This window comes from Polaromonas sp. P4_F6 (assembly GCF_056401275.1).
This window is the reverse complement of record NZ_JBFUJQ010000003.1, coordinates 258865-273729: the sequence shown is the minus strand read 5'-3', so window position 1 is coordinate 273729 and position 14865 is coordinate 258865. Positions and strand designations below refer to the sequence as shown.

Annotated in this window: 12 protein-coding genes; 4 read left to right on the top strand and 8 right to left on the bottom strand. The window is 65.7% G+C overall.

The window, feature by feature from the left end; genetic code table 11:
* Positions 1-169: 169 nt before the first annotated feature.
* Complete coding sequence (locus tag AC1DUN_RS10720; protein WP_139201030.1) at positions 170-358, top strand: hypothetical protein; 189 nt, start codon at positions 170-172, stop codon at positions 356-358.
* A 33-nt stretch (positions 359-391) separates the two neighbouring features.
* On the opposite strand, the gene AC1DUN_RS10715 is transcribed toward AC1DUN_RS10720, so the two are convergent.
* The 3 genes from AC1DUN_RS10715 to AC1DUN_RS10705 all read right to left on the bottom strand — a co-directional run bounded on the left by AC1DUN_RS10715 (position 392) and on the right by AC1DUN_RS10705 (position 5426).
* Entirely contained in the window at positions 392-1378 is a 987-nt protein-coding gene (locus tag AC1DUN_RS10715; protein ID WP_477713923.1) for a Bug family tripartite tricarboxylate transporter substrate binding protein, read from the bottom strand.
* A gap of 98 nt (positions 1379-1476) precedes the next feature.
* Positions 1477-4326, bottom strand: a complete 2850-nt coding sequence (locus tag AC1DUN_RS10710; protein ID WP_477713922.1) for an autotransporter outer membrane beta-barrel domain-containing protein — start codon at positions 4324-4326, stop codon at positions 1477-1479.
* Between the two features lie 128 nt (positions 4327-4454).
* The gene (locus AC1DUN_RS10705) at positions 4455-5426 is read right to left on the bottom strand and encodes a LysR family transcriptional regulator (protein WP_477701139.1); all 972 of its coding nucleotides are present in this window, start codon (positions 5424-5426) and stop codon (positions 4455-4457) included.
* A gap of 149 nt (positions 5427-5575) precedes the next feature.
* Between AC1DUN_RS10705 and AC1DUN_RS10700 the strand changes: the two genes are divergently transcribed.
* Entirely contained in the window at positions 5576-6094 is a 519-nt protein-coding gene (locus AC1DUN_RS10700) for a hypothetical protein (protein WP_477713921.1), read from the top strand.
* Between the two features lie 145 nt (positions 6095-6239).
* On the opposite strand, the gene AC1DUN_RS10695 is transcribed toward AC1DUN_RS10700, so the two are convergent.
* Both AC1DUN_RS10695 and AC1DUN_RS10690 read right to left on the bottom strand, forming a co-directional pair.
* Entirely contained in the window at positions 6240-8102 is a 1863-nt protein-coding gene (locus tag AC1DUN_RS10695; RefSeq protein WP_477713920.1) for a phosphoenolpyruvate carboxykinase (GTP), read from the bottom strand.
* Positions 8103-8612: 510 nt separating this feature from the next.
* On the bottom strand, positions 8613-8780 hold the full coding sequence (locus AC1DUN_RS10690) for a hypothetical protein (protein WP_007873808.1): 168 nt from the start codon (positions 8778-8780) through the stop codon (positions 8613-8615).
* Positions 8781-8915: 135 nt separating this feature from the next.
* Between AC1DUN_RS10690 and AC1DUN_RS10685 the strand changes: the two genes are divergently transcribed.
* Positions 8916-9380: a glycine zipper family protein gene (locus tag AC1DUN_RS10685; RefSeq protein ID WP_477713919.1), complete on the top strand. Its 465-nt coding sequence runs from the start codon at positions 8916-8918 to the stop codon at positions 9378-9380.
* A gap of 19 nt (positions 9381-9399) precedes the next feature.
* On the opposite strand, the gene AC1DUN_RS10680 is transcribed toward AC1DUN_RS10685, so the two are convergent.
* On the bottom strand, positions 9400-10602 hold the full coding sequence (locus AC1DUN_RS10680; protein WP_477713918.1) for a threonine ammonia-lyase: 1203 nt from the start codon (positions 10600-10602) through the stop codon (positions 9400-9402).
* Between the two features lie 267 nt (positions 10603-10869).
* On the opposite strand from AC1DUN_RS10680, the gene AC1DUN_RS10675 reads away from it, so the two are divergent.
* Positions 10870-13236 (top strand): ATP-binding protein, encoded by a 2367-nt coding sequence (locus AC1DUN_RS10675; protein WP_477713917.1) that lies wholly within the window; start codon positions 10870-10872, stop codon positions 13234-13236.
* Positions 13237-13266: 30 nt separating this feature from the next.
* Here AC1DUN_RS10675 and AC1DUN_RS10670 read toward each other — a convergent pair whose 3' ends face one another.
* Complete coding sequence (locus AC1DUN_RS10670) at positions 13267-14100, bottom strand: class II glutamine amidotransferase (protein ID WP_477664217.1); 834 nt, start codon at positions 14098-14100, stop codon at positions 13267-13269.
* Between the two features lie 9 nt (positions 14101-14109).
* Complete coding sequence (locus AC1DUN_RS10665) at positions 14110-14853, bottom strand: amino acid ABC transporter ATP-binding protein (RefSeq protein ID WP_074578347.1); 744 nt, start codon at positions 14851-14853, stop codon at positions 14110-14112.
* Between the last annotated feature and the right edge of the window lie 12 nt (positions 14854-14865).

Below are 14865 nucleotides of genomic sequence, written 5' to 3'. Positions count from 1 at the left end.
CTGGGAGCATAGCCGTATCGCGAGCGTGAATTCCTCCCATAAAACCCCGGCTATGTGGGCCTGTGGATCAAACTATGCATGTTTTGCATGGTTGTGGATCCATCTTAGGCTTGAAACCCTAGGGAAAACCCTTATTCTTGATTCACCGTAACTTTTCACCCACCCGTGGGTGACTTTCGACATGTACAGCCTGTTTGCCCAAATCGCCCGTTTCCTGCCTTCCGCCGCTGGCGTGGCCCCCATCAACGGCGTGGCCCACAACCTGATGGAACGCGCTGAAGCCCGTGCCGGCCGCAACCCGCAGCAAGCTCAGGAACTGCGCACGGCCGCCTACGCCTACCTCAGCGTGGTTCGCTGACGCGTTCGGCCGCCGAACGCGTCGCGCCGTTTTTCAAAGCTTCACCCCCGCGCCCTTCACGGCGGGTGCCAGCACCGCCACCTGCTCCTTGACGAAGCCGCCAAACGCGGCCGGGCTCATGGCCTGGGTGGTGATGCCCAACTCCAGCATCTTCTTTTTGACTTCCGGTGTGGCGAGGATCTCGTTGCACGCGGCGTTCAGCCGCGCCACCATGTCGGCCGGCATGTGCGCCGGCCCGCTCAGGCCGAAGAAGTTGTCCAGCACCAGCTTGCGGTAGCCGAACTCGAGCACGCTGGGCACCTCGGGCACCAGCGGTGAACGCGCCGCCGAGGTCACCGCCAGCGGCACGAGCTGCCCGCTCTTGAAGTAGGGCACAAACGCCGTCAGCACATCAATACCGATCGGAATCACGCCGGCGATCAGGTCGGTCGCCATGGGCGCGCCGCCGCGGTAGGGAATGTGCTGCAGGTTCACGCCCATGGCTTTTTTCATCAGCTCGCCGTAGATGTGACCTATGGACGCCGGCCCGCCCGAACCGAAATCCAGCCGGCCCGCCTTGCGTGCCTGCGATTCCACATCCGTGATGGTCTTGATGGGCGCGTGCGGGTTGGCCATGACCACACAGGGCGCGTTGCCGATCAGCGCGATATGGGTAAAGCCTTCCACCGGGTCATAGGGTTGCTTCTCCAGCGCGAACGGCCCTATGGACACCGGCGTCGAATTGCTGAGCATCAAGGTGTAGCCGTCAGCGGGCGCCTGCGCCACCACCAGCCCGCCCACACTGCCGCCCGCCCCGGGGCGGTTGTCCACCACCACCGCCTGGCCCAGCTTTTTGCCGAGTTGCTCGGCCATGAGGCGCGCGACGATGTCGCTGGCGCCGCCGGCCGGGAAGGTCACGATGATCTTGATGGGTTTGTCAGGCCAGGCCGCGAAAGCGGGCAGGGCGAGGCAGGCCGCGCCGCCGGCGAGCCACTTCAACGTGCCGCGGCGGCGGAGCAAGGGAAATTCAGGCTGGGACATTCGGGGCTCCTGCAGACAATGTGTGTGCAGAGCCGTACGCAAAAAGCATGCCCTGGAAAGAACCCAGAGCCTGGATCCGGGCCGCGGCGGCTTGCCGTTTACCAGCGGCTGCGCAATCCCACCAGCATTGCCACGTTGCGCTGGGCCGCGTTGAATTCGGCTTGCACGTCCGCGAAGAGATCAACTCCCTTGCCTATGCTGCCGGTCGCGCCCAGCCCGAGGATCAGCGTGTCCCGCTTCAGTGCCGCGCCCGAAATCTGGAAAGGCGAAGCCGTGGCCGCGCCCTGGAACTGCGCCGTCATCGGCGTGTTCAGGTCGCCGAACTCATGGGCCCAGACCACGCGGGGCTCCAGGCGGATGCGGCCCACGTCAAAGAAGGCCCTGGCGCCCAGGATTGATCTGGATGAGTGGGTGGTTTGGCTCGCCACTTGCAGGTTCAGCGCGCCGGCCCCCGTTTCCGTAAAGCCGTTCGCCTTGTTCTTGCTAAGCGAAAGCCCAGCCAGCGGCTGCAGTGTCCAGCCGTCCATGGCGAGTGAATAGGTGGCCTCGCCGTAGGCCGAGAGCGTGTCGCTGTCGAAGTCGCCGCTGGCCGTGCGGCTCAGCGTTCCGAAGGCGATGCCGCGGTCCATGTGGTTCTTGCCCCAGCTCATGCCGGCCGAGCCGCTGAAGCTCCAGGCACCGCTGGTGTAGCCGCCATACACCGCAAGCGCGGTGCCGCGTGTCTTGCCGGTCTCGTTGTTGTCGGTGGACAGGCGGGCGGTGCCGGTGCTTACGGCCACGCCTAAACGCAAGCCTTCGCTGGCCTCCGCATCAAAGCCAATGCTCAGTCCCGAACCGCGCAGGCGGCTGGCTGCCGCGTTGCCGTCGGCGTCGGTGGTGCTGTGGCCGCCGTAACCGCGCGCCCAGAGGCCCTGGCCCGCATCCGAAGCGGCGGGCAGCGCCGGCGCGTTGCCGGCGAGCGAAAACTTGCGCGGGGGCGTATCGGACACCGGCGCCATCAGGCCGGACAGCGTGTCATTGGCGGCCAGCAGAAGCGGCCGGTCGGTAAAGGAATTGGCCAGTGTGCCGGTGCCCCGGCCTTGCACCGCGGCCAGGCGAGCCTGCAGCTGGTTGCCGAGGCTGGCGGCAAAGCCGGCGGAGGCGCGGCGCAGCTCAACGATACCCGCGCCTCCGGCTGCGTCATAGGCGGCACGCGCCTGCACGGCCGACAGCCCCGTCAGCGCGGTTTGCACCGTGCCCATGTCGCCCGCATTGCCGGCGTTCTGCAGCGCGGTCGATGCGGCGATCTGGTTCGGCGTGATGGCAACCGAGGCGAAGGGCGTTTGATTGCGCGCCAGCGTGAGGAAAACGTTGTTGGCGTCATAGCCCAGCGTCGGCGTCAGGAACGCCAGGTTGGATGTGACGCCGGCAAAGTTGCCGGTGCGCCCGCCCGCAGCGGTAAGGATGGTGTACTGCGTGCTGGCGGCATAGGTGCCGGCGCCGGCCTGCACATCGACTGTGCCGCCGTTGATCGTCGCGGTGCCGGTGGCGTTGATGCGGTCGCTATTGCCGGCCGGGTCGACTTCAACACGGTAGATCGACCCCACTGCAAACGTCACGTTGCCGTTGACCGTCAGCGTGCCTATGGAGTTGCCCGGCGCCAGCACGCCGCCCGCGGCGATGGTGGTGGTGCCCACCGTACCGCTGCCGCCCAGCGTGCCGCCGTTGTTGACGGTGACGGCCGAGTTGGCGATGCTGCCGTTGACCGACAGCGTGCCGGCATTGACGGCGGTGGCGCCGTTGTAGCCGTTGACGCCGGCGAGCACCAGGTTGCCGGCGCCCATTTTGGTGAGGGTGCCGGTGCCGGTCATGGCGCCGGAGTAGGTACCTGTGGCCGCCTGGTCGAAGATGAGGGCAGCGTTGTTGGTGATGTTGCCCTGCAGGCTGGTGGTGTTGCCCTGCAGGGTGCCGTTCGTCACGCTGGTGCCGCCGGAATAATTGTTGGCGCCCGTCAGCACCACGGTGCCCACGCCGCTTTTGGCGAGGATGCCCGTGCCGGTCATTGTGCCGGCGTAGGTGCCATTGCCGGCCTGGTTAAAGGTCACGCCCGCGTTGTTGGTGATATTGCCCTGCAGGCTGGTGGTGTTGCCCAGCAGTATGCCGGCTCCCACGGTGGTGCCGCCGGTATAGGTATTGGCGCCCGTGAGGATGGTGGTGCCGCTGCCGCCCGACTTGGTCAGAGAGCCGTTGCCGGAAACAGCTGCTGAAAACGTTGTGGTGCCGGTGTGGTTGAACTGCACGGAGGAGCCCGCCGTGCCGAGGATCACGCTGTCGGCCGTGAGCGTGCCGGCGCCCGCGCCGCTGCCTATGAAGAGCGTGCCGTTGGCCGTGTCGCCCACATGCAGGGTGCGCGTGCCGTTGACCGTGACGTTGGCGCCGGCATCAATGTGCAGCTCACCCGCGCCGTTGCCGCCTATCTCAAAGCGCTGCGCCTGCCCCAGCCCGACCGGCGCAAGCGTCAGGCTGGAGCCGGTGCCGGTGACCGTGACAATGCCCTGGCGGGCTGCGTCACCCGCGAAAAGGTGGGCGGCGCTCACCGTGCCGCCACCCTGTATCGTGAGCCTGGCGGGGCCGGCGGCGCCGACGGTGGTCGTTCCAAGGCTGATGAGGTCGCCGACGGCCAGCGACCCGCCCGTGTCGACGATGACCTCGCCGCTGCCTTGCACTTCCAGCGACTGCGCTGTGCCGCCTGCGTTCAGGGTTGTCTGGTCGCCCGCATTGGTCAGGCGCGCGGCGGTGGCCCCGGTGGGCACGCCGCTGGTCCAGTTGCCGCCGGTGCTCCAGTTGCCCCCGGCGCCGGCGTTCCAGTCTGTGCTTTGGGCGATGCCGCTGCCGGGCGCCGCGAGCAGGCCGAGCAGGACAAGGGATGCGCTCAGCGGGCGCAGGCGGAAATTCGGGCGTGTTGTCACGGAAGGGGTCCCTCGGGCTTGCATGGTTGTTGTGGCCCTGGTCCTGGAACGGGCGGGGCCAGCTTAGCGGATGTACCGCCGGGCGCGCAAGCGCTTCCCCATGTCATCTGTAATACAGGGAGAGGCGCTCAGGCCGAGAACGCCTGGTCGGCGGCGCGCACCACCGCCTGCCTCAGCCACATGTGGGCGCTGCGCTGGCGGGAACGGCGGTGCCACACCGCATCCACATGCACCGGCGAGACGTCAAAAGGCAAGGGGCGCAACACCAGCTGCTCGGCAATGCCGGTTACGCGCACAAAGTGGCGCGGCAACACCGTCAGCAGGTTCGAGTTGGCCACCACCCGGCCGGCGGTGAAAAACTGGTTGACGGTGAGCACGACCTGCCGCTTGCGTCCCAGCGAGGCCAGGGCTTCGTCGATAAACCCGTAGGGCCGGCCCGAAAAGCTCACCAGCATGTGGCGCGCGGCGCAAAAGCGGTTGAGCGTGAAGGGGCCGGTGGCCAGCGCATGGTCCTTGCGCATCACGCAGACATATTCGCCGTCGTAGAGCCGCTGGTGCGAAAACGGCAGCGGCTCGCCGCTTTGCTCGCTGGCCGTCAGGTCGGCCAGCAGCGAGGGAAAGTAGCCTATGGCCAGGTCGCAGGTTTCCTCGTCCAGCAGGCGCCGTGGGTCGCGGGTGGTGAGCGGCACCACCCGTATCGACACGCCCGGGGCTTCGCGCTCCAGCGTTTCGACCAGGCCGGGCATGAGCTCGGCCGCGGTGGCGTCGGCCATGGCCAGCACAAAGGTGGTGTTCGCCTCGCCGGGCACAAATTCGTTGGGAACCAGCGACTCCTGCAGCTGCTGCAGCGCCTCGCGCACGGCCGGCCAGATGGCCAGGGCGCGCGGTGTGGGAGCCATGCCCTGGCCGCTGCGCTGCACCAGCTCGTCGCCCAGGGTCTCGCGCAGCCGGCGCAGCGCATTGCTGACGGCGGGCTGGGTCAGCGACAGGTTGCGCGCGGCCCGCGTCAGGCTGCGCTCTGCCATCACTTCGTCGAACACACGGAGCAGGTTCAGGTCCAGTGTCCGGAAATTGAGGGGATTGAAGGTGTCGGAAGCCATGGGTTTAGGGGCAGGCGGCAAGGTTATCACTAGTGTGAATGAATCTCATCATAAAGATAAAGTTGAATAGCATCAGTGATAACCCTAATATCCCTGTACCCGCCGAGATATCTTGTCCTGGCGGGGATTAGCCATAACGGGAGTTCATCATGACCAGCTTCGTCAATATCAAACATTCCACACAGCACCCCGGCGTTGTCCGCGCTGAGTCGGCCTTTGGTGCCGTACGCCAGCTGGGCCAGGCCTTCACCGGCACCCGCGGCCTCGCCACGCTGCTGTTGTCCGCCGTGGCGGCCGCCATCATGGTGGTGGCTTACCAGGTGATGGACAGCGTCACCGAAGGCCACCTCCTGGTGATGTGGATCGCCTTGTGGGCTGTCGCCTTTGCCGTCCTGGCGCTGTTCGCCGGCACCGCGCGCAACCTGGCCGCCCGTGTCAAAGCCGGCCTGGACGACTGGTCGCGCAGCCTGGCTGAAGCCCGCGCCGACCAGCGCCTGTGGCAAGCCGCCAAGAACGACCCCCGCGTGATGGCCGACCTGCAGATGGCCCTGCAACGCGCCGCCGACGCTGAAGTGGGAGCACCCGCCACTCCTGTCGCCAAGGCAGAGCGCGCCGAAGCCGCCAGCGGCGCCTCGGTACTGCGCGCCTACCACCGCAGCTACATCTAAGCATCCCGCCGGATGCCCGGCCGCCCGCAGCGGCGGCCCACAAAAAAAGCCACCTTGTCAGGTGGCTTTTTTTTGCCCCGGCCGGGAGGCCTCGGGGCGTGAGGCGCGGCGCAGGTCGTGCGCCGTGCCCGCTTGGGTCCGCCGGTCAGGCAGCCAGGCGGCGCTCGATCGCGGCTTTGGTCTCCCCCAGCTCTTTCGGCAGGTGATGTTCGAGTTGCTTGAACAGTTCGGCGTGCAGCTCCAGCTCTTTGAGCCAGGCGGCCTTGTCGATGCTGGTCACGGTCTTGAACTGCTCGGCGCTGAAGTTCAGGCCGGTCCAGTTCAGGTCTTCATAGGCGGGGCTGATGCCGGTGATGTGCTCCGAGCCTTTGCCCGTGCCTTCGATGCGGTCGATCATCCACTTGAGCACGCGCATGTTCTCGCCGTAGCCGGGCCAGACGAACTTGCCGTCCTCGCCCTTGCGGAACCAGTTGGTGGTGTAGATCTTGGGGATCTTGGCGCCCGTGGCTTCCAGCTTTTTGCCGACGTTGAGCCAGTGCTGGAAGTAATCGCTCATGTTGTAGCCCATGAAGGGCAGCATGGCGAAGGGGTCGCGGCGCACCACACCGGCCTGGCCGGTGGCGGCTGCCGTGGTTTCCGAACCCATGGTCGCGGCCATGTAAACGCCTTCGACCCAGTTGCGCGCCTCGGTCACCAGGGGCACGGTGGTGGAGCGGCGGCCGCCGAAGATGAAGGCGTCAATCGCCACGCCCTTCGGGTCGTCCCAGGCGCTGTCGAGCGCCGGGTTGTTGGTGGCGGCCACGGTGAAGCGGGCATTGGGGTGGGCGGCCTTGGCGCCGGTTTCCTTGGCGATCTGCGGCGTCCAGTCCTTGCCTTGCCAGTCGATCAGGTGCGCGGGCTGGCCGCCGGTGTCTTTTTCCATGCCTTCCCACCACACGTCGCCGTCGTCGGTGAGGGCCACGTTCGTGAAGATCACGTTCTTGTCCAGGCTCGCCATGCAGTTCGGGTTGGTGTGGAAGTTGGTGCCCGGGGCCACGCCGAAATAACCGGCTTCGGGGTTGATGGCGTAGAGCTTGCCGTCGGCGCTGGGCTTGATCCAGGCGATGTCGTCGCCTATGGTGGTGACTTTCCAGCCGTCAAAACCGGCGGGCGGCACCAGCATGGAGAAATTGGTCTTGCCGCAGGCGCTGGGGAAAGCGGCCGCCACGTGGTATTTCTTGCCCTGGGGGTTGGTCACGCCGAGGATCAGCATGTGTTCGGCCAGCCAGCCTTCGTCGCGGCCCATGTTGGAGGCGATGCGCAGCGCAAAGCACTTCTTGCCCAGCAGCGCGTTGCCGCCGTAGCCGGAGCCGTAAGACCAGATCTCGCGGGTCTCGGGGTAGTGCACGATGTACTTGGTCTTGTTGCAGGGCCACTTCACGTCCTGCTGGCCTTCGGCCAGCGGCGCGCCCACGGTGTGCACGCAGGGCACGAAGTCGCCGTCCACGCCCAGCACGCCGAACACGGCCTGGCCCATGCGCGTCATGATCTTCATGTTGACGGCCACGTAAGGGCTGTCGGACAGCTCGATGCCGATGTGCGCGATCGGCGAGCCCAGCGGGCCCATGCTGAACGGCACGACGTACATGGTGCGGCCCTTCATGCAGCCGTCAAACAGGGGCTGCAGCGTCTGGCGCATTTCGGCGGGCGCCATCCAGTTGTTGGTCGGACCGGCGTCTTCCTTTTTGGCTGAGCAGATATAGGTGCGGTCTTCCACGCGGGCCACGTCGCTGGGGTCGCTCTGGGCCAGGAAGCTGTTGGGGCGCTTGGCCTCGTTGAGTTTCTTGAAGGTGCCGGCGTCGACCAGTTGCTGGCACAGGCGCTGGTATTCGGCCTCGCTGCCGTCGCACCAATACACATTGTCGGGCTTGCACAGGGCCACCATGTCGGCGACCCAGGCGATCAGTTTCGCGTTCTTGACGTAGCTCGGTGTGTTGAGCTGCAGGCCTTGCATCACAGGTTGGTTCATCGAAAAAACTCCAAAGTTAAAAAGCGTTATTTCGAGAGGCGTCGCGCGGCAACCGGAGAGGTTGCGACATCGAAACGACTGTCGAAATAAGGCTTGGGGGCTTTTCCGAACCGGGCCTTCAAGGGCCTGAAACAGGGCAGCTCACGCAACAACCGGGTCCTGGTCGGCGGGCGGGGCCGCAAACCCGGAGGTGCTGCGGCGCAAGGTCAAAAAAGCAGCCGGAAGGCCTGCTTTTTCGCCTTCCACGGGTCGGCCAGAGAATTCATTTTAAGAAGATAGGCGCTGGTTACCTTGCAGTTACCGTCAAAAGTTATGCAGAACTTGCATGAGGTTATGCATACCATGCGCGGGGGTTCAGGCAGCCCTGACATGGGGGTATGGAATGCCGCGAAGGGCGCCTGGGCTGCGGTTTCACGGCGGTTTTGCGGTGAACCAGGCCGGCGGCGGGCGCCGGGGCCGGAAACAAAAAAGTCCGCAGGCTGCGGACTTTTTAGGGGAAGCGGAGGAGTGTCAGGCCATGTAGATGGCGATAAAGGCCAGCAGGAACATCAGCACGCCGCCGACCACGGGCAGAACGATTGGGATCACGGGGACGATGGCGTCAACGGCTTCCTGCTCCTGGGCGGACGTGGGGCTGTCGTGGGCGGCATTGGTGGTGTGGTTGGCTGAACTGGACATGGGGGTTCCTGAATTGCTTGAAAGTCTGGGCAGATTTTAGCCGCATGCGGCGCCCCGGCGGCAAACAGGCCGCCATCGCCAGTTCGTTACCCGGTTGCGTTACCCTTTACCCATGCTTGTTTGCGGAAGGAACGCATGAAATACCCGACTTCATTTCGACTCTTGCCGGCCGCCGTGTCCGCGCTGGCCCTGCTATCGGCCTGCGCCACCGGCGGGCCCAACAGCGCCTCGGCCAGGCCGGTGCTGTATCCCAATGCCACGCTCAACCGCGTGGGCGATGCCCAGGGCCAGGCCGAGGTCAATGCCTGCATGTCGCGGGCCTCGGCCGCCGGGCTCAGCCCCTCGCAAAGCGGCAATGAAGTGGGCCGCCGCGCCGGTGAGGGCGCGGCCGTTGGCGGCGTGGCCTCGGCCGTGGGCGCCCTGATCACCGGGCGCGGCGGGGAAGGCGTGCTGCGCGCCGGTGCCGCGGGGGCTGCCGTGGGCGGCTCGGCCGGCGCGGTGTCGGGGGCGTTTCACAACGACAAACCCAACAGCACCTACCGCAGCTTTGTGCAGCGCTGCCTCAGCGAACGCGGTTTTGAGGTGATTGGCTGGAACTGAGCGTGGCCTCCCGCCGCGCTCAGTGCTGCTCCGAGGCTTCGTAACCGGCCGCGTTGAGCGCCGCCAGCACCTGCTGGATATGGTCGCGCCCGCGCGTCTGTATCACCAGCTCGAGCTCCACGTTCTGGGCTGAAAGCATGGTGAAGGCGCGCTGGTGGTGCACCTCGTCGATGTTGGCCCCGGCGTCGGCCACGGTGGCGGTGATCTTCGCCAGGGAGCCCGGAATATCGCGCACGCTGACCTTGATGCGCGCCAGGCGCCCGGCGCGCACCATGCCGCGCTCGATGATGGCGGCCAGCAGCAGCGGATCGATGTTGCCGCCGCACAGCACCAGGCCGACCTTCTTGCCGGCAAAACGCGCCGGGTACTTGAGCAGCGCCGCCAGCCCGGCCGCGCCCGCGCCTTCCACCAGTGTCTTTTCGATCTCGAGCAGCATGACCATGGCCTGCTCGATGTCGCCCTCGTCGACCAGCACCAGGTCGTCCACCAGCTTGGCGATGATGGCCTGCGGGATAAGGCCCGGCGTGCCGACGGCGATGCCCTCGGCGATGGTGCTGGTGCCCTGCGGGTGCTTGGTGCCCTTGATGGCGTTGACCATGCCCGGGAAGCGGGAGGTCTGCACACCGATGATTTCAATGCCGGGCTTGAGCGCCTTGGCCGCCGTGGCCATGCCCGCGATCAGGCCGCCGCCGCCCACGGCAATCACCAGGGTGTCCAGTTCGGGCACGGCATGCAGCATCTCCAGCCCGACGGTGCCCTGGCCCGCGACGATGGCTTCGTCGTCATAGGGATGCACAAAGACCAGGCCTTCGCGTTCGGCCAGCTGCAGGGCGTGGGCGCGCGACTCGTCCAGCGAGTCGCCGTGCAGCACCACCTCGGCGCCAAAGCCGCGGGTGCGCTCTATCTTCACGCCCGGCGTGAAGCGCGGCATCACGATCACCGCCCGCAGGCCCAGGCGCTGCGCATGGTAGGCCACACCCTGGGCATGGTTACCCGCGCTCATGGCGATCACGCCGCGGCGCCGTTCGTCGGCTGACAGTTGCGCGAGCTTGTTACAAGCGCCACGCTCCTTGAAGGATGCGGTGTACTGGAGGTTTTCGAACTTCAGGAAAATCTGCGCGCCCGTCAGCTGCGACAGCGTCCGGGATTCCACGCAGGGCGTGTCCAGCAAATGGCCCTGCAGGCGCTGGGCGGCCTGTTCGATGTCGTTAAGGCTGAGCATGATGTCCTCTGTGGCGATGGTGAGATTGTGCCGCTACATTTTCCGTGCGTTCGTTCGCGTTTCTGTGGCGCATTCCACACGGGGGTGTTCAAGTAGTGTCTTCCATGATGCTTCAAGCTGCGTTATGGTGGAGTCTCGTTGAACCCCGTGGCGCCAAGGCGCTCATAGCCAGGGTGGTGCATCCAGTCAAACAGGCAAGGTCCAGAGGCATGTCAACCAGCGGTGTAGTTGCATTCGGTGCATTAGATGCGATTGGGAGGTTTGTCCATGAGCAAGCGTTCCGTTAGCGAGCAGCAGCAATGGCTGCTGTCCCCCGGGCTGAAGGAAGCGCCGGTGCTGGACCTGATGTGTTCGCATTTTGTGCTGACGCTGGCGGCGCGCCAGGGCGCCAAGTTCAACGTCAGGCGCGACCTCAACAGCTTGCTCTCGCTGTCCGGCCGGCACCTGGTCTGGCCGCTGCCCGCGCTGCAGCGCCTGCGTGAATTCCTGGTTCGCCGCTGCAAGGACAACGAATTCTGGCGCGGCCACGAAAGCCTGACCGACGCCGAGTTCATGGCGCGCCACGGCGCATGGCGCGGCCCCTACGAAGAGGGCACGCTGTTTTTCTACCTCGACGAACACGCCAAGGACCAGCCCAGGGATCTGCTCTCGGTGCTGGCCGCTACCGGCGACTGGCTCACGCACGCGCTCAAGAAACAATCCACCCTGGTCGAAAAAAACATCGACGCGCTGGCCAACCTGCTGCAGCTCAACCGCGCCGAGCGCGCGCTGCTGCTCTACGGCACGCTGGCGCGCTACCAGCGCGACCTGCGCTCCCTGCTGGTGGAGTTCAAGGTCAACAACGCGCCCGAAGCCTATGCCGCCATCGCCGACGTGGCCGGCGTCAAGGCACCCGAAGTCGCCGAAGCCTTGCGCGCCGGTTCGCGCCTGGAGCGCATAGGCATGGTCGAGAACCTGATCTCCGAGCACAACATCACCGACCTGGCCGACCTCATGAAGGTCAGCGAAAAACTGCCGCCCGTGCTGATGCGCGAGTACCGCGACCAGAACGAACTCATGGCCGTCTTCACCCGGCCCGCCGCGCACAGCAGCCTGGGCCTGGCCGATTTCGCCTTTGTGCAGGAGGACGCGCAGGTGCTGGTGTCCCTGCTGCGCAATGCCGTGGCCACCAAGGAGCAGGGCGTCAACGTGCTGCTTTACGGCCCGCCCGGCACCGGCAAGACCGAACTCGCCAAGGTCGTGTCGCAGGCGGCCGGGCTGGACCTGTTCGAGGTGGAATACGCCGACCGCGACGGTAATTCGCTGAGCGGGCGCGACCGCTACCGCTCGCTGCAGATCGCGCAGGTCTTCCTCAAGGGCAGCACACATTCGGCCTTGCTCTTCGATGAGGTCGAAGACGTGTTCCCGCCCATCTCCAGCGAAGCCGCGCAGCTCATGGCGCGTTCCGAACAGCTGCCAGTGCCGGCCAGCGGCTCGGTCAGCGGCAAGGCCTGGGTCAACCAGATCCTCGAATCCAACACCGTGCCCACGCTGTGGGTCACCAACCGCATCGAGCAGATAGACCCGGCCTTCCGCCGCCGCTTTGCCTACCACCTGGAGCTGCGCTCGCCGCCGCCCGGCGCGCGCGAGGGTGTGGTGCGCAAGACGCTGGAGGGCGTGCAGGTCAGCGACGCCTTTGTGGCCAAGCTCACCGCGCGCAAGGGCCTCACGCCCGCGCAGATACGCACGGCCGTTCGTTTCGCCCGCCTGGCCAGCGCGCCCGAGGAAAAGATGGACGCGCAGGTCGACGGCCAGGCCATGCAGGCGGTCCTGACCGGCGGCCGGCCGCTGCTGATGGAGTCGCTGATAGAGCGGCAGCTCAAGAACGCCGACGTGGCCCTGGGCAACAAATCGGAGGCGGCGGGGCGGCGCAGCGTCACCACCTACGACCTGTCCATGCTGAATGTCGAGTCGCGCTTTGAAGTGCCGCGCATCGTGGAGGCCCTCAAAAGCCGGGGCCACGGCAGCCTGTGTTTTTACGGCCCGCCCGGCACCGGCAAGACCGCGTTGGCCGAACACATCGCCAGGGCGCTGGACCTGCCCCTGATCATCAAGCAGGCCAGCGACCTCATGAGCAAGTACGTCGGCGAGACCGAGCAGAACATGGCCGCCATGTTCCGCGAGGCCGAGTCCGAAAAAGCCGTGCTGCTGCTAGACGAGGCCGACAGCTTTCTGCAGGACAGGCGCGGCGCCCAGCGCACCTACGAGGTGACCGAGGTCAACGAGATGCTGCAGGGCATGGAGCGCCACGCCGGCATTTTCATCTGCACCACCAACCTGTTCGACAGCCTGGACCAGGCGGCGCTGCGCCGCTTCACTTTCAAGATCAGGTTCATGCCACTGACGCGCGAGCAGCGCGAAACCATGTTTGTGGTCGAGGCGCTGGCCGGCGACGCAACCTTGCTGGCCGGCGAGCTGCGCGAGCGCCTGGGCAAGCTCACCCAGCTGTGCCCCGGCGATTTCGCGGCCGTCAAACGCCAGGTGGACATCCTCGCGGCTGAGTTCTCGGCCGAGGAATTCCTCGCGCAGCTGGAAGCCGAGCATCGCATCAAACCCGAGGTGCGCGAAGGCCGCAGCATGGGCTTTCTGCAGTAAGGCCCGCCGGGTGGCGGCTGTTGCTTGAGGCTAGACGCAGGCCAGGCTGGCCTCGTATTTCTTCCGTATGGCCTCGCTGACCTCCAGCTGCGCCTGCCGCACGATGCGGCCTTCTTGCATCCACAGCAGCTGGCCCGGCTGCATCTGCTGCCAGTTTTCGTTGTGCGTCAGCGGCTGGGTGGCGACCACGCAAAGCCGGTCTTCCGGGTCGTTGGTCTGCGCAAAGTCCATGCTGAGGTCGGCATCCACCAGGCTGGCATTCGAGAAAGGCCATTCGCGCACCAGGTACCACAGCCGGGTTGAGCAGTGCGCAAAAAGCGACTGGCCGTTGGACAGCAGGTAGTTGAAGACACCGAACTCGGCCGTGCGCTCGCTCATGGCGCACAGCGTGTCGAACACGACGTCGGCCGAGCAGGGTTCGCGCGGGCTGATGCGTTTGAGTTCTTCCATCAGCGCGCAGAAAGCCCGTTCGCTGTCGGTGGTGCCCACGGGCTGGTAGTTGCCGGCGGACTCCGGCTGGTAGTCGATCAGGTCGCCGTTGTGGGCGAACAGCCAGTGCCGGCCCCAGAGTTCGCGCGTGAAGGGATGGCAGTTCTCCAGCCGCATCGGGTCGCCCTGCGTGGCCTTGCGGATGTGCGAGACCACGTTGCGCGACTTGATGGCGTAGTGCTTGAGCATCTCGGCCACCGGCGAGGTCGCCGCCGGCTGGGCGTCGACAAACAGGCGGCAGGCCTTGTCTTCAAAAAAGCCGATGCCGAAGCCGTCCGCGTGGTGGTCGGTCAGGCCGCCGCGCGCGGCGAAACCGGTCAGCGAGAACCTGAGGTCCGCCGGCTTGGCCGAATTCATTCCCAATAGCTGACACATGCGCGTAGTTTAATGCCCCAGAATTTTGGACAGGAAATCCTTGGCCCGGTCGGTCTGCGGATGGTTGAAGAACTCCGTGGGCGTGTTCTCTTCGACGATCTGGCCCTGGTCCATGAAGATCACGCGGTCGGCCACCGCCTTGGCAAAGCCCATTTCGTGCGTCACGCACAGCATGGTCATGCCCTGGTTGGCCAGCTCCATCATCACGTCCAGCACTTCCTTGATCATTTCCGGGTCCAGCGCCGAGGTCGGCTCGTCGAACAGCATGATCTTGGGCGTCAGGCACAGCGCCCGGGCAATCGCCACGCGCTGCTGCTGGCCGCCCGAGAGCTGCAGCGGGTATTTTTGCGCCTGCTCGGCGATGCGCACGCGTTCGAGCTGGTGCATGGCGCGCTCGATCGCGTCTTTTTTGGACAGGCCCGCCACCCAGGTCGGTGAGAGCGTGAGGTTTTCCAGCACCGTCAGGTGCGGGAACAGGTTGAACTGCTGGAACACCATGCCGACCTGTCGGCGTACCGCGTCAATCGCCTTGATGTCGTCGCCCAGCAGCGAGCCCGCGACGGTGAGCTTGCCTTCCTGGTAGTCCTCCAGTGCGTTGATGCAGCGGATCATGGTGGACTTGCCCGAGCCCGAAGGCCCGCAGATCACCAGGCGCTCGCCCGGCCTGACTTCCAGGTCTATGTCGCGCAACACGTGGAAATTGTTGCCGTACCATTTGTTGACCTTGTCGAAGTGGATGGTGGGTTCACTCATTTTTTTGTTCCT

Bases quoted from the DNA above. Each gene is read 5' to 3' on its own strand.
- AC1DUN_RS10675 (WP_477713917.1), top strand. From the start codon at position 10,870: ATGAGCAAGCGTTCCGTTAGCGAGCAGCAGCAATGGCTGCTGTCCCCC.
- AC1DUN_RS10715 (WP_477713923.1), bottom strand. From the start codon at position 1,378: ATGTCCCAGCCTGAATTTCCCTTGCTCCGCCGCCGCGGCACGTTGAAG.
- AC1DUN_RS10705 (WP_477701139.1), bottom strand. From the start codon at position 5,426: ATGGCTTCCGACACCTTCAATCCCCTCAATTTCCGGACACTGGACCTG.
- AC1DUN_RS10700 (WP_477713921.1), top strand. From the start codon at position 5,576: ATGACCAGCTTCGTCAATATCAAACATTCCACACAGCACCCCGGCGTT.
- AC1DUN_RS10680 (WP_477713918.1), bottom strand. From the start codon at position 10,602: ATGCTCAGCCTTAACGACATCGAACAGGCCGCCCAGCGCCTGCAGGGC.
- AC1DUN_RS10690 (WP_007873808.1), bottom strand. From the start codon at position 8,780: ATGTCCAGTTCAGCCAACCACACCACCAATGCCGCCCACGACAGCCCC.
- AC1DUN_RS10665 (WP_074578347.1), bottom strand. From the start codon at position 14,853: ATGAGTGAACCCACCATCCACTTCGACAAGGTCAACAAATGGTACGGC.
- AC1DUN_RS10670 (WP_477664217.1), bottom strand. From the start codon at position 14,100: ATGTGTCAGCTATTGGGAATGAATTCGGCCAAGCCGGCGGACCTCAGG.
- AC1DUN_RS10695 (WP_477713920.1), bottom strand. From the start codon at position 8,102: ATGAACCAACCTGTGATGCAAGGCCTGCAGCTCAACACACCGAGCTAC.
- AC1DUN_RS10685 (WP_477713919.1), top strand. From the start codon at position 8,916: ATGAAATACCCGACTTCATTTCGACTCTTGCCGGCCGCCGTGTCCGCG.